13 protein-coding genes and 1 pseudogene are annotated in these 12,623 nt (G+C 40.9%); 10 read left to right on the top strand and 4 right to left on the bottom strand.

The genetic code is table 11. The annotated features are described in order from the left end of the window. Positions 1-181: 181 nt before the first annotated feature. A pseudogene (locus tag H5123_RS08100) lies at positions 182-694 on the bottom strand (transposase); the annotation flags it as partial. 138 nt (positions 695-832) lie between these two features. Here H5123_RS08100 and H5123_RS08095 point away from each other — a divergent pair. From H5123_RS08095 to H5123_RS08085, 3 genes are all read left to right on the top strand, one after another. Next, a complete protein-coding gene (locus tag H5123_RS08095) occupies positions 833-1,147 on the top strand; it encodes a hypothetical protein (RefSeq protein ID WP_235781613.1) in 315 nt (104 codons plus the stop codon). A 104-nt stretch (positions 1,148-1,251) separates the two neighbouring features. Then, entirely contained in the window at positions 1,252-1,617 is a 366-nt protein-coding gene (locus tag H5123_RS08090) for a cupin domain-containing protein (protein WP_182697627.1), read from the top strand. A 130-nt stretch (positions 1,618-1,747) separates the two neighbouring features. Continuing rightward, on the top strand, positions 1,748-2,044 hold the full coding sequence (locus H5123_RS08085) for a hypothetical protein (protein WP_182697626.1): 297 nt from the start codon (positions 1,748-1,750) through the stop codon (positions 2,042-2,044). A 419-nt stretch (positions 2,045-2,463) separates the two neighbouring features. On the opposite strand, the gene H5123_RS08080 is transcribed toward H5123_RS08085, so the two are convergent. Together H5123_RS08080 and H5123_RS08075 are read right to left on the bottom strand one after the other, a co-directional pair. Continuing rightward, positions 2,464-3,273 (bottom strand): AraC family transcriptional regulator, encoded by an 810-nt coding sequence (locus tag H5123_RS08080; protein WP_182697625.1) that lies wholly within the window; start codon positions 3,271-3,273, stop codon positions 2,464-2,466. A 36-nt stretch (positions 3,274-3,309) separates the two neighbouring features. Continuing rightward, positions 3,310-3,705 (bottom strand): cupin domain-containing protein, encoded by a 396-nt coding sequence (locus H5123_RS08075; RefSeq protein ID WP_182697624.1) that lies wholly within the window; start codon positions 3,703-3,705, stop codon positions 3,310-3,312. 191 nt (positions 3,706-3,896) lie between these two features. Between H5123_RS08075 and H5123_RS08070 the strand changes: the two genes are divergently transcribed. The 6 genes from H5123_RS08070 (at position 3,897) to H5123_RS08045 (ending at position 10,435) form a co-directional block, all read left to right on the top strand. Continuing rightward, entirely contained in the window at positions 3,897-5,129 is a 1,233-nt protein-coding gene (locus tag H5123_RS08070) for a hypothetical protein (RefSeq protein ID WP_182697623.1), read from the top strand. A 346-nt stretch (positions 5,130-5,475) separates the two neighbouring features. After that, positions 5,476-6,465: an alpha/beta hydrolase gene (locus H5123_RS08065; RefSeq protein ID WP_259395609.1), complete on the top strand. Its 990-nt coding sequence runs from the start codon at positions 5,476-5,478 to the stop codon at positions 6,463-6,465. A 250-nt stretch (positions 6,466-6,715) separates the two neighbouring features. Then, positions 6,716-8,146: an amidohydrolase family protein gene (locus H5123_RS08060; protein WP_182697622.1), complete on the top strand. Its 1,431-nt coding sequence runs from the start codon at positions 6,716-6,718 to the stop codon at positions 8,144-8,146. A gap of 242 nt (positions 8,147-8,388) precedes the next feature. Beyond that, positions 8,389-8,895, top strand: a complete 507-nt coding sequence (locus H5123_RS08055; protein ID WP_182697621.1) for a GNAT family N-acetyltransferase — start codon at positions 8,389-8,391, stop codon at positions 8,893-8,895. Between the two features lie 144 nt (positions 8,896-9,039). Then, positions 9,040-9,444, top strand: coding sequence for a DUF1801 domain-containing protein (locus tag H5123_RS08050; RefSeq protein ID WP_124015380.1), 405 nt, complete (start codon positions 9,040-9,042; stop codon positions 9,442-9,444). Between the two features lie 388 nt (positions 9,445-9,832). Further along, positions 9,833-10,435, top strand: coding sequence for a class I SAM-dependent methyltransferase (locus H5123_RS08045; protein WP_124015381.1), 603 nt, complete (start codon positions 9,833-9,835; stop codon positions 10,433-10,435). 713 nt (positions 10,436-11,148) lie between these two features. On the opposite strand, the gene H5123_RS08040 is transcribed toward H5123_RS08045, so the two are convergent. Then, positions 11,149-12,087, bottom strand: a complete 939-nt coding sequence (locus H5123_RS08040; RefSeq protein ID WP_124015383.1) for a LysR family transcriptional regulator — start codon at positions 12,085-12,087, stop codon at positions 11,149-11,151. Positions 12,088-12,182: 95 nt separating this feature from the next. Here H5123_RS08040 and H5123_RS08035 point away from each other — a divergent pair, with 95 nt between their 5' ends. Then, positions 12,183-12,617: a DMT family transporter gene (locus H5123_RS08035; RefSeq protein WP_182697620.1), complete on the top strand. Its 435-nt coding sequence runs from the start codon at positions 12,183-12,185 to the stop codon at positions 12,615-12,617. Positions 12,618-12,623 lie beyond the last annotated feature (6 nt).

Here is a 12,623-nt window from a genome sequence, read left to right as displayed (position 1 = left end):
TAACACATATGAGCCTTCCGCCAGTCAATAGGCGAGCCTAACTTATTTGACTGCTTTTGCAGTCAAATTAAAATCAATCAACAAATTCATCTACTTCGTCTGTCATTTAGCTGTCAAATCATCGTGCTCTTAGAAATCAAAACATGCAAACACATATAGAGGCTCTCTTAATGCGATCTTATCGCTGCCTGATGTTTTTAAGATTTAGCTCAGTGGCAGGCAAGTTGTATTGGCTGTTGGTGTTAACCACATGACCTTTGAGCATGGCACCGTGACGGACAATTTTCATTCGTCGACGTAATAGGTCACGGGCAGCGCGCATTTCGCTGGGGTAATCGTAGGCTATCGGAAAGTTACCACCACGCAGTAATGAGGCAATTTTAAAGGAATCGACTTTATCATTTTTGGTTTTACCGCCGTGAATGGCCTTCATATACAACGCATGGCCTAAGATGAAATCAATGCCCAGTTCAGCACACCAGTCTGACACCCAATACCAACAATGCATGCACTCAACGCCGACAATCACATTACCGATATAAGGTTCGAGTATGAGTAATAAGTCATCTTTGTCAGCACCTATCTTTTTATGAACAACAACTTCCCCTTTAGAATCAATGATGCAGACATAAAGTAAGCGTGCATGTAAATCGATACCACAGTAGTATGGATGTGAGTTATTATAAAACCTCATTGAGTTTTCTCCTGTTGGTTTAGTCACCTTAAGCATACCGCTGATGCGGCTTGCTAGGGAGGAGGCTCAATGAGTATCAAACAAAGCCAGCCGACGCGTACCGCGCAGCTGCTTTGAGCGTTAACTGCTCGGTGGAAAATGAAGATTATCTCTAAATTTCGAAATAGGGCCGAAAAGGTAGAGTATTATTTTGCAATCATGCCAGGCGAAATAGATCGTCCTTTTGTTTTAGGTGCTCAAAGTGCTGACCCTGAGTTGCCTTCGATTGCTCAGTGGGGGGCATCTTATCGATTTGGGCTTGATAATCTTGATTCCATTGGAGGTGAGCAATGGAAAGACTGGCGTTCCTCTTTAGAGATGGTAGGTTCTTCATGGGTCATACCAATTATCGAAGAGTCAGTAATAAAGGAAGATGTATCTCATGCAGTTAGTGAAATTATTTCTAAATCATAAATTTGCAGTTAACAAGGCGCTGTTGTCGGACTGTTTTTCTCGCTCCGCTCAAAAAATCAGCCGCAAATTGCGGCATTATCAGTAAATGAATGTATGGAGTAAAAATGAAGTTTGATGCTATAAATTTTAAAGATAAGTTCTCGAAATTTACTGAACACTGGTCTCCTCGTGTTGTTGCAGAAATGAATGATTACCAATTCAAATTAGTGAAAGTTGAAGGCGAATTTATTTGGCATGATCACCCTGATACTGATGAAGTATTCATCGTTTTGGAAGGTATCCTTAATATAGAGTTCCGTGATGGTCTAGTAACTCTAAACTCCGGAGAAATGTTTGTAATCCCTAAAGGTGTAGAACATAAACCAGTTGCTAACAGTGAATGTAAAATAATGATTGTTGAACCTAAAGGTGTTGTTAACACTGGTGATTCAGGTAGTGAACTTACAGCTGAAAATGATGTATGGGTGTAAAGTTACAGCTAACGAGAATTTAAAGCATGACTCGTAACGTTTTGCTCGATACCGCTTTGCTGTACATTTTAGCAAACAATTATTAGTCCTTTAAATAGGCGTTATCATTACAAGGATTTGATGAAAAGTTATGATTATAAAAACAAGAATACTATCTTTAGCTTTTATACTGTCTATGGTTTGCTCTTGCTCAACGACTCCACCAATTGTCATTCATAACGAATACGGTGAGATGTCAGCTGACAACGAACTGTTTCGAAAAGAAGCTAGTGAATGCGCGTTAGAAGCTAGGCAAGGCATTAGGAGTACAACATTAACTAAAAACTCAGAAGAGCCTGAAATAGCTTTTGCAAGTGTTCAACTTTTATCTTTTTTTAGCGCAAACGCTTCATGTATAAAATCAAAAGGTTGGCGTATTAAAGAGTAATGCTAACACATATGAGCCTGGCGTCAGTCAATCGGCGAGCCTAGCTTATTTGACTGCTTTTGCAGTCAAATTAAAACCAATCAACAAATTCATCTACTTCGTTTGTCAGTTAGCTGTCAAATCGTCGTGCTCTTAGAAATCAAAACATGCAATATGGTCACTTTGCTAAAAATAGGCGATACATCCTTGATAGGCATTGGCTATAGCAAAGTCGTTGATCCAGCCTTGTGTGTACTGCCGCACTTTAAACAATAGCTGATCTCACACTCACGCCCCAATTTCGGTCCGTGAACGTTTTATCATTTGTTTGAAAATGTGCAGCGTTTAGCATGCCACAGTGAAAGCCCGACTTTGGACTTGGTGGCGCAAAAATAAAGCAGATATTGGCGTTACTTACAAAAATGCTATGTTAACTTCACTTATCGCTGGGGACTTTCGTTCAACTTATTCCACATATTTGGCGTTGTACCAAAGCTTTTCTTGAATTGGCGAGTAAAGTGGCTTTGATCTGAAAAAAAACAATCTTGCGCAACTTGCGCAATGGGTATTCCTTGCGACATAAGTGACTTGGCTTTTTCAAGACGTCTTAAGGTTAAGTATCGATAAGGGCTGGTGCCAAACAATGATCTGAAATCTCGAGTGATTTGCCATTTACTGTAGCCTGTAATCGTGGCTAACTGATCCAATGTTATGTCATTATCTAGCGAGTCATCGATATATTCCCTGGCCATCTGAATAGCCTGATAATTGGCTGTTGTATGCTTGTGATGTATTGTGGTTTCTTTTTGTAAGGCCGTGGCAAAATCATAGATAAGGTCTTGGTATTCTAACGGCTCTAGTGGCCGTTGGAACTCAGTCAAGAATCTCTGTGCAATATCGACTAAACAGGGTTTGCCTGTCACGCCATTAGGTAAAAATGGCAAATGATGCCCTTGCAAAATATTTTGTACGTCGACAGGATCAATGTTAATGGCTCGATAACCGAAAGGAGCATCTGTTCCCGCTAACCCGTCATGTAATTCATCCGGATGTAAAACAACGACTTCACCGGGCAAAGAATAGCGCAGGCTTCCTCGGTAATTAAAGCACTGTACGCCAGTGGTTGTTAATGCCAGAGTATAAGTATCATGTCGATGCGGAGCAAAAGTAAAGCCAACCAAATTCACCTCAATACGAGGTTTGTCGCCTACAGCAGTGTTGAACCATGTGCTCAATTTTGGGGTCGTCATAGTGTTAACGTACTTTAGTTCCGATGATTGAATATATCATGATGAGGAGGTGGCGATATTATTTTCTAGCAAATATTCAAAAGCGTCTTGAGTTATATCGCTTTCAGTCTCACCAGTATGCTTAAATGACTTTGATTCAATCAACAACACTTGGGCCAATTCATTTGTAGTCACTTTGTGCTCTATCCCTTTCGCTACCATGTACAATTCTCCAGAGCAGAGATGCACTGACTCGGTTCGAGTGTGCACGACGATATTTCCTTTCATTACCCAAAGTAACTCGTCTTCGTTAGCGTGGCAGTGCCAAGGTATCTTATCGCCTATAATTTTGACCAGCATAATCCTAGAATCGTTAACATCTAAAAGTACTTTTGGGGTAAAGGTGTCTGAAAACATATCGAAGCAATCTGAGACATTTAATTTTCGATTCATAACGACTTCAATTTGTATTGGTTTAGTGTAGGCCAAGCATAGTTGATAAACCTGAAACTTATAGAACGATATTGCGATTTTACCGGCGTATTTATAGCCTCAATCGCCGCAATATCGTTCTATAAAATGCCCATGGCTTCTCGTAATATTTGATATCACAGTTGATATGTATTTATTAGAGAGTCGTCAAAATGAAATTTAAAGGTTCAAAGCGCATTGCAAAGCTATCCTTCTTACACTTGGTAATCATTTTACTCGCCGGTTGCGGTGTCACTGGGCTGATTAACTTGCAAAGCGGTAATCAATTTGCCAAGCAAGACTGGCATGGGGCAGATAGCAGTTTCACCGTACCATTTGAATGGCATGACGGTCACGTTATCATAAATATAGCCTTAAACGGCCAGCAGGATTTGCGCTTTGCGCTCGACTCAGGGGCCGCAGCGACGGTGTTGTTTGAAACTGAAAAAACCAAAGATCAGCCACTGTCATTTGAGATGCAAATAGATCTGCAAGGTCGGAAAGTTAATGTAGTCAACGATGCGGAGATTACTATCGGTCAGATAACGTTATCGGAAATGACAATTATTCAGGTCCCCATCGATCAATCTCCTTTATTTGGCTCTTATGATGAAGCTTACTTTGATGGTGCTATTGGGTTTGATATTCTCAATCGATACATGACTCGTATCAATTATGCAGACAAAACGGTTACCTTTATTAAAGATAGTTCGACCGCTTTAACATCAACTGAGTGGGTAAAGTTACCCATGGCTATTCATGGCCGACTCCCTTACGTTTCAGGTGCAATACCTAATCAGCAAGGTCAGCCAGCCCATTATGATTTAGTTGTAGATACTGGCGCTCCCGATTATCTATACATTAATTCGTTACTTGCGACCGACTTTAATTTTCCATCTTCCTACTTTGAAAGTAACACCAAGAATTTTAATGGCGAACAGACGGTAAAAACTAGCCGAATTAATTATTTTCAAATAGCAGGCACAAGCTTTGAAAATATCGCAGTGCATGATCTACCTGACTTCGAAGACGACAATGGTATTGGCTTAATTGGTAGTGGTCTGCTGCGAAATTTTGATGTGGTTTTCAATTATGAAAATGGCTACTTAGCTCTGAAAAAGAATATACAGTTTAACCCTCAAACCTTTATTGACCGAAGTGGTTTGCAACTAGAGCCGCATAGAAATGGCGGATTAGTAAAGGGTTTAGGGGAGACCGCTGGCCTAAAGGCACTCAAGATTTCCCTAGGCGATGTGGTTTCCAACATCAACGGCAATAAAATCAATGAAATTAACTTTGATGAAATTAGGGGCTTACTCAGTAGCGAAGCAGAGCATGTCGAAATCTGTTGGACGTCTAGCGGTGTTGATATGTGCGGCACCTTGGTTTTGCAGGATCGCTTTTAGGACGAAAAATTGCCACAATTAATCAGACCGGAGCTCATTATCAGGAGTACCGGTCCGGTCGCTGTATCGAAGAGTAACCATTTTCATTAGTCTGGCGATAATCATGCAGGTGGTTATATTTGAAGCCCAGACGGTTTATTCATACGGCTTTTTAGTCGATGAGGTCGTCATTTTTGTGAGCATATATTAGCTCAAAATAATTGACGGCTTTACTCAGCGTGTTAAGTCGCAAATTACAGCGACGTTATATCGCGACGTTAGTTGTGCAAATCGGCTATGCACTTTATGGTTGAGCGAATAGAAAATTCTCACTTTGAAAAGGTTTTATTTAAGGAACTATTAATTAATGAACTTTAACCCCATAGCGATGAAGGCTTTGATAACACTGTTATTTACTTTTCTTGCAAATAATGTGCACGCTAGCTCTGATGAGCAAAGTACTAATGACTTTTTCTCACTTGCTGAGATTAAAAATGCCCCTAAAAAATCATTACAGCCTATTAATTATGTACAGGCAAGTGATGATGTTTCCTTGGCCTATCGTGCTTATCTGCCAAAACAGCCCCAAGCAATGTTAATCTTTTATCATGGCGCAGGTGCTCATAGCGGCCTTAGCTACAATCACATCGGTACGGGTTTACGTGATAATTTTAATATCGCTGTATATATGCCAGACATACGAGGTCATGGAGGATCTGGCGGAAATAGAGGTGATACTCCACAGGTTGAACAAGTGTGGTTAGACATTAATACAATGGTTAACGTTGCTCGTGATAAATACCCAAATCTTCCTCTATTTGTTGGTGGTCACTCAAGTGGTGCTGGTTTAGCGCTAAATTATTCTAGTTGGGATCAAAGAGCTGAGATTGATGGCTATGTATTTCTAGCGCCATATTTTGGTTATCGTTCAGAAACTAATTACGATGCTGGTGAGAGTAAACGCTTCGAGTTTTCTACAGTAACAACCTCTGACTTTGTCATCAATACGATGAGCGGTGGTTTATTTTTCGGTCATTCAAAAGCAGTAAAATTCAATTTTCCAGATTCTGTGTTAAGAGATAACCCTGAAATTGTCCCGTTTAACACTGTTAATATGTCGAACGCTGTGACCCCTCATTCACCTGACTCTCAATTATCTGATATACACCAATTTGGCTTATGGATAGGAAGGCAAGATGAGGCGTTTGATCCATTAAAAGTCACTATGTTCGCAGAGAAATACAGTGGTAAAGACGCTCGCAAGGTAATTGAAATAGTGGATAAAGAAAATCATTTTTCAATAATGTTGAATGCTGCCAACTTTATTGGTCCATGGTTAAGAAATGCGATTAAGTAGTGGCAATTTTTGCATCATCTGACTCTTAGTAGCTAAGAATTGGTTTGTTGGATGAAAAGTCAGCAAACCAACCCAAGACAAACTTTTATTTCAATCAAGCTTTGAGCTCATATAAAGATAAAAAATTGAAATAACGCAATTGAAAGATGTTGTATTACAGTGAGATGCTAAGTTCAGCTAACCATCGTCATCAAAAACTCGCCCGTTTTCTGCGGGCGTTAAATCCAAGTTTACAAATTGGCTTATTAATATGAAGATTTTCATTAACTTGCTGAAATATACAATCCTATCGCTGTTATGTGTACTCGCTCTGATATTACTCGCCATCCCAATATCAATTTATGAAATGCCTAACGATTTGCACGCCGTTGATAATACGGAAGATATTGTGCTCGACAATGCAAATTACATTGATGTATTAACCGGTAAAACAATAAGAAATCAACGAATTTACCTTTCCAAAGGCCGGATCGTCTCTATTGGAGAAAAAACATCTAGCCAAAGTCGAGATGCTCGGGTGATCGATTTGCACGGCGAATACGTCGTGCCCGGCCTGTTTGATATGCACGTTCATCTGCATGACCGAAAATACCTAGCCTTGTACCTCGCATATGGCGTTACCTCTGTGAGGAATATGAGAGGGTTACCCATGCACCTTAGATGGAAAAATGAGTTAAACAGAGGTGATTGGCTTGGCAGCAATTTGTATACGTCATCCCCCGTTTGGGACGGTGAAAGATATGCTCATGCTCTTCAGCAGGTAGTGATATCACCAGCAAAAGCACGTGAACTGGTTAGAAAATATAAAGATGATGGATATGATTTTATCAAAGCCTATGGCTACTTAGATAAGGAGGTTTTTGAAGCCATTACTGATGAAGCCAGCCGGTTGGATTTCCCCATAGCCAAGCATGGTCCTAACCCGATAGATGGGCTTGGATTGCAATCTAACAGTGGCTTGCAATCTCTGGAGCATGTAGAAGATATTTTTCAAGGCCCGCTTAATTTTTCATTTGATCAAAACAGCATGGCTATTTGGGTGAGCCAATTAAAGGCGATTAATCCGACTGTTACTCCGACGTTGGCGACATTCCATCACTTGACCAAATTAAGCCAAGACAAAGCCGCGTTCGTCGATAGCCTGCCGTTGAACACCTTAAATCCTCTTTATCGCATAATTAATACTGAGTTTGGCGTTAAAAGATGGCTAGGAGCATCACAGGAACAAGCGGACTGGAATAGCAAAGAGGAGCAGTTTCTTTTTGACATCGTTAGGGAGCTGGATAAACAAGAGGTGACATTGTTGTTAGGCTCTGATGGCGGAACCTTATATATGCCACCAGGGTTATCAACCCACCTTGAAATTGAACTGATGGTGAAAGCGGGAATATCGCCAATAAAGGTCTTACGGGCTGCGACTATCAATGCGGCAACCGCATTGGGAGTTGACGATAAATACGGCTCTATAGAGAGTGGCAAGGTAGCTGATTTGGTTGTGCTAAAAGAGAACCCTTTAGATGATTTGCAAGCACTCGCTGCACCCATTGCGGTTATTAAGGCCGGGCAATGGATCAACAGCAGTGAATTATCGGCATTAAGAATCTCCGCAGAGAAACCATCAAATCTATACATAAGTATGGGGAGGTTGCTTGAAGACATTATCTCACGAGCAATGCCCTAGCAATATTGGCAGTGATTATTTTAATTTAACAGGTGCGTCAATTAGGACGCTGGTAAACTCGCACCAATTACGTTGGCGTTATATGCTCAAGGATGATTATGCGAATCGTTGACAGTGATCGAAACGAGCATATATTAAGTCATTGCAAAGGACTAAAAACAGCTGACTATTGATCGTGCTTCGCTTATTTTAGTCATCAATTTTGTGCTCATTATTAGGGCGTTAAATACAAGGATAGTTTTGTGGAAATAAAACAAGTCAGTTCGATATCGGGTTTAGTTGAGCAATTACATTCGTTACTTGCTGATTGTATCGTGAGTGGTGCATCTGTCGGTTTCTTAACACCAATCAATGACCAAGAAGTGAAATCATATTGGGAGTCTGTTGAAACAGAACTTGAGTCGGGTACTCGAAAGCTGTTTTTAGCCTATGACAATGATAATGTCATTGGCGCCGTTCAATTATCTCTTTTTGCTAAAGCTAATGGTGCACATAGAGGAGAAGTTGAAAAACTCATGGTTGATACGAGGGCTAGAGGCAAAGGCGTGAGTAAAAAGCTGATGTCGCTAATGGAAAGTACCGCATCTGAAATGGGCTTGTCACTACTTGTGTTAGATACTCGGTTAGGCGACGTAGCTTCTTCGTTATATCGTTCAATTGGTTACACCGAGGCAGGTCAAATCCCTCAATTTGCTCGTAGCTCTACAGGGGAGTTGGAAGCAACGGTCTACTTCTTCAAGTTATTGTAATTTAAAAAGTGTTCAAGACTGATTCCCTATGCTTGGTGGTTTCAGCTCAAGTTGAGTTTGGTGTTTAAGGTGCAATGTTTAGTTTAGGTCGTCGCGTTGCTCACCGCTTAACGCGGCGTTACGTGTGTTGCAATTGGAGGCCCAGTGAAAGCAGAAATACAGGCAAAATTTGCGACTTACCCCGCTGAAGCGCAAAGACTGCTTAACGCCATTCGTCATCTCATTCTTGCCGTTGCGGAAGAAAACGACTTGGGTGCTGTTGAAGAAACGCTTAAGTGGGGCGAGGCCAGCTATCTTGTAAAAGGCGGCACGACGATTCGAATGGACTGGAAGCCAAAAGATCCTGATTCTATAAAGGTATATTTCCATTGCCAGACTCGATTGATTGAAACCTTCAGGGAGATATATCGAGATGAATTCGCATATGAGGGTAAACGTGCGATTGTGGTTCCTCTGGATGCTGCTATCAAAGAAGGGCCTCTAGGCCATTGTCTCCAAATGGCATTGAAGTACCATAGTTTGAAACATCGACCTTTGCTTGGCGCTTGAGGGACATTGGAAAGGTGACGATTGCACTGAAGGTGCAATTATCCAAGATGCTGAGGTGTTATCTTGTAAAGAATAAACGCTAGAGGCTGGAACCTTTATGGTTTATTCCATCAAATACAAAGGTAAAATTACGAACTCTAGAGGCTATTATAGTGCTGACACTGTAGATGTTCATTTGTATGCGGCAAAGGCAAAAACATTCATTAAGCTAACTCAGCAGCAAAAAGATTACTTCTATGTTGAAGAGTTACAGAATATTCTGATAAATACACGCTAATAGGCAATTCAAGTGGGGCTGTTACAGTTTGCTTGGTTCACTTCGTACAGCATGTTAACAAACGATTAGCTGCCCCATTATTGGGCGTTAGATTACACTCGGAGCCATTGAATGCCTTCCAAAGAAATATCTACGTACTTCAAAGCAACAGAAAATCGGCAAACTAGAGATGATCTTAAGCGAGCGATAGAATTAGTTGGTGACCGTAAGATAGCGATTGATTGTGGCTGTGGTTCAGGAAGCGATATTGCGTTCCTTCGATCTAAGCAGTTTCAAGTGCATGCTTTTGATATAGAATCAGAAGCTATTGAACGCTGTAAAAGGCGGTTTGGTAGTGATAAAAACGTTTGGTTATCACAAAGTACGTTTGATGCTTTCACATACCCTTCAGCTTCACTCATAGTGGCTGACTCAAGTCTGTGTTTTTGTCCTGAAAATAAGTTCGATGAAGTATGGCACAAGATTACTCGCTCATTACTGCCTGGTGGGATATTCGTTGGTTCGTTTGTCGGGTGCGAAGATACAATGGCTGGCCCTAATTATAACAAGGAGGCCTATTGGCCGGATGTACTCGTAGTATCAGAAAGTGAAATTATCAATTTGTTTCGAGGCTATAGAATAGAGTCTTATACTGAACACAAAAGTTTGGGTGTTGGTCCTGATGGAGAGCATCAGTCTTGGCATAGGTATGCCGTTATCGCACAAAAAATCTAACAAATTGCAAAAGTATTGTTCTTCTTAAGGCGTTGGCAGGCTTTATAGTGTGTGCTTTTAAACCCTATAACTTATCAGTGTTTGATTTAACATATTTTAAAAATCAAAGAGTCACTATTTTTCATTGAGTTTAATGCTAACTGCTATCGGTACAGTTTTCACTACACTTAAAATCGATTTTTATCTAGATATTATAGTGTTAAGTTAAGTTATCGGTGTAATGGTTGTAGCAAAGGTAAAAAGTAAGTGCACTGCTAATAAGAATATTACATAACCTGAACTCGGTATCGCAAACGTCTCTTAAATAGTCTTTTGCCTTGTTAACTGCGTTGAATTAGCTTGCAATAACCCGGTTATGGATGCAGTTATAACTAGTTCAGGTTACATATTCTAATTGTTTCAAATCCTGACATGTTTTCCAAAATAAGTTAACCGTTAATCAGGATCATCATTAAAGCCCACTCGAATAAACATTTAATCAAGTGCTTGCACATATCCGGAGGAGGCGATTGATAAACATAAAAGCAAACTCTTAAGATCATCTTCAAACATCCCAGCTGTGAAATTTACCTGCAAGAAAAACGTGCTTATACCTTCCTCAAGTATGGTTTCACTATTCCCAATATTCTTGAATATTCTATGGCGAACTGACATGTTCACAGCAAGCAAGTAACTGTGTTGCCTCATGCTTGAAGTAATTGATCAAAATAACTTTAAGTTTGATACTCCCAATAGGCTGGTGTGCCATAAACATCAATAAAGTAATCAATCAGTACCCTAACGTTTAACGGTGGGCGACGCGCATTAGGATAAATAGCGGTAATATTCTGTGGTCCAGTTTTAATTGTCGGTTGATAGTCGTTGAGCAGTGACACCAGTGTGCCATTGTTTAAATGGTTGCCGATTAACCAATTAGGGAATAATACCAGCCCGCTATCATTTAACGCTGAGATAAGTAATGACTCGGCATTGTTCGATACCAGTGTCGGCGTTACGGCTTGGTGAAGCCAAGTGGTTGCATTGCTTCTGAATAACCAGCGATTTTGCCCAGAATAACCGCTATACACTAGGCAGTGATGGCGAGTGAGATCGCTAGGTTTTTCGGGAGTGCCGTGCTTGATTAAATATGCCGGAGAGGCGACCAAATGGTAGCGCTGTACTCCAAGTACTCGGGCATGAAGTGTTGAGTCAGCAAGTGAGCCGATTCGAAAGATGACATCTGCGGCGTCAATATGCGGATTGATGAAATCGTCGGTTTGAATGAGCTCAACTTGCACCTTTGGATATTGAGTTAAAAAGCCTGCCAACCAAGGGGCTATGTGTTTCTGGCCGAAGAAAACGGGTGCATTAATTCTTATTAAACCTTTTGGCTCGGTCGCCCTATCTTGTAATTCATTACGAACTTCATTTAATTGCTCAGTCATCGAGCGGGCGTAATCGTTAAAAATCCTGCCAGCTTCAGTTGGGATAATTGCGCGGGTATTGCGGTAAAACAGCTGCTGTCCTAGTGACTCTTCAAGCTGCTGAATCACTCTTGATATCATAGACGGCGAGACACCTTCACGGCGTGCAACAATAGAGAAACTCTTACTTTCATAAACTTCGATAAAAAACTTTAACGCTCTGATATTGATTGAGCTTGCATCGTTCATCTGTGCAATTCCTGCAAAGGTGTTTGTTGTATTATCCCATTTTTCGCGTTAAAGCACTAGGTTATGATGCGCGCTTTATGATTAGGGGTTCAGTTATGCAGTTGATGTTGATTTTACTTGTGGTGCTCGGCGGGATGGGATTATCCGTTGAAGCAGGGTTGTTAGGTCCGTTAGGGGCTGAGGTGGGTGAGCTATGGGCAACCTTTAGCATATTTGGGGTAGGTGCGGCGTTAACCTTTATCTTGATGCTTTTTTTCAGCCCAAGAAATAGTCCGTCATTTTTTTCCCAGCCTTCTTGGACACTGCTTGGCGGAATATTAGGGCCAATATACGTTGTGATTTTAACCATTACTGCGCCAGCAATCGGTATCGCCATGACTATGATAGGGATTTTAACCGGCCAAGTGTCGAAGAGTCTGATTATTGATCACTTTGGCTTATTTGCCAGTCAACCGCGGCCAATTGATCGAAAACGGCTTATCGCACTGGGATTTATCGTAGCAGCACTTATTTTAATGGCACAGGGTTAAGGGGGG

The organism is Shewanella sp. SR43-4 (genome assembly GCF_014163845.1).
Taxonomy (GTDB): domain Bacteria; phylum Pseudomonadota; class Gammaproteobacteria; order Enterobacterales; family Shewanellaceae; genus Shewanella; species Shewanella vesiculosa.
This window is presented reverse-complemented; position numbering and strand designations above follow the sequence as displayed.

Coding starts and splice junctions, on each gene's coding strand:
- H5123_RS08080 (WP_182697625.1), bottom strand. CDS start 3,273: ATGACGACCCCAAAATTGAGCACATGGTTCAACACTGCTGTAGGCGAC.
- H5123_RS08040 (WP_124015383.1), bottom strand. CDS start 12,087: ATGAACGATGCAAGCTCAATCAATATCAGAGCGTTAAAGTTTTTTATC.
- H5123_RS08090 (WP_182697627.1), top strand. CDS start 1,252: ATGAAGTTTGATGCTATAAATTTTAAAGATAAGTTCTCGAAATTTACT.
- H5123_RS08085 (WP_182697626.1), top strand. CDS start 1,748: ATGATTATAAAAACAAGAATACTATCTTTAGCTTTTATACTGTCTATG.
- H5123_RS08045 (WP_124015381.1), top strand. CDS start 9,833: ATGCCTTCCAAAGAAATATCTACGTACTTCAAAGCAACAGAAAATCGG.
- H5123_RS08070 (WP_182697623.1), top strand. CDS start 3,897: ATGAAATTTAAAGGTTCAAAGCGCATTGCAAAGCTATCCTTCTTACAC.
- H5123_RS08095 (WP_235781613.1), top strand. CDS start 833: ATGAAGATTATCTCTAAATTTCGAAATAGGGCCGAAAAGGTAGAGTAT.
- H5123_RS08065 (WP_259395609.1), top strand. CDS start 5,476: ATGAACTTTAACCCCATAGCGATGAAGGCTTTGATAACACTGTTATTT.
- H5123_RS08075 (WP_182697624.1), bottom strand. CDS start 3,705: ATGAATCGAAAATTAAATGTCTCAGATTGCTTCGATATGTTTTCAGAC.
- H5123_RS08035 (WP_182697620.1), top strand. CDS start 12,183: ATGCAGTTGATGTTGATTTTACTTGTGGTGCTCGGCGGGATGGGATTA.
- H5123_RS08060 (WP_182697622.1), top strand. CDS start 6,716: ATGAAGATTTTCATTAACTTGCTGAAATATACAATCCTATCGCTGTTA.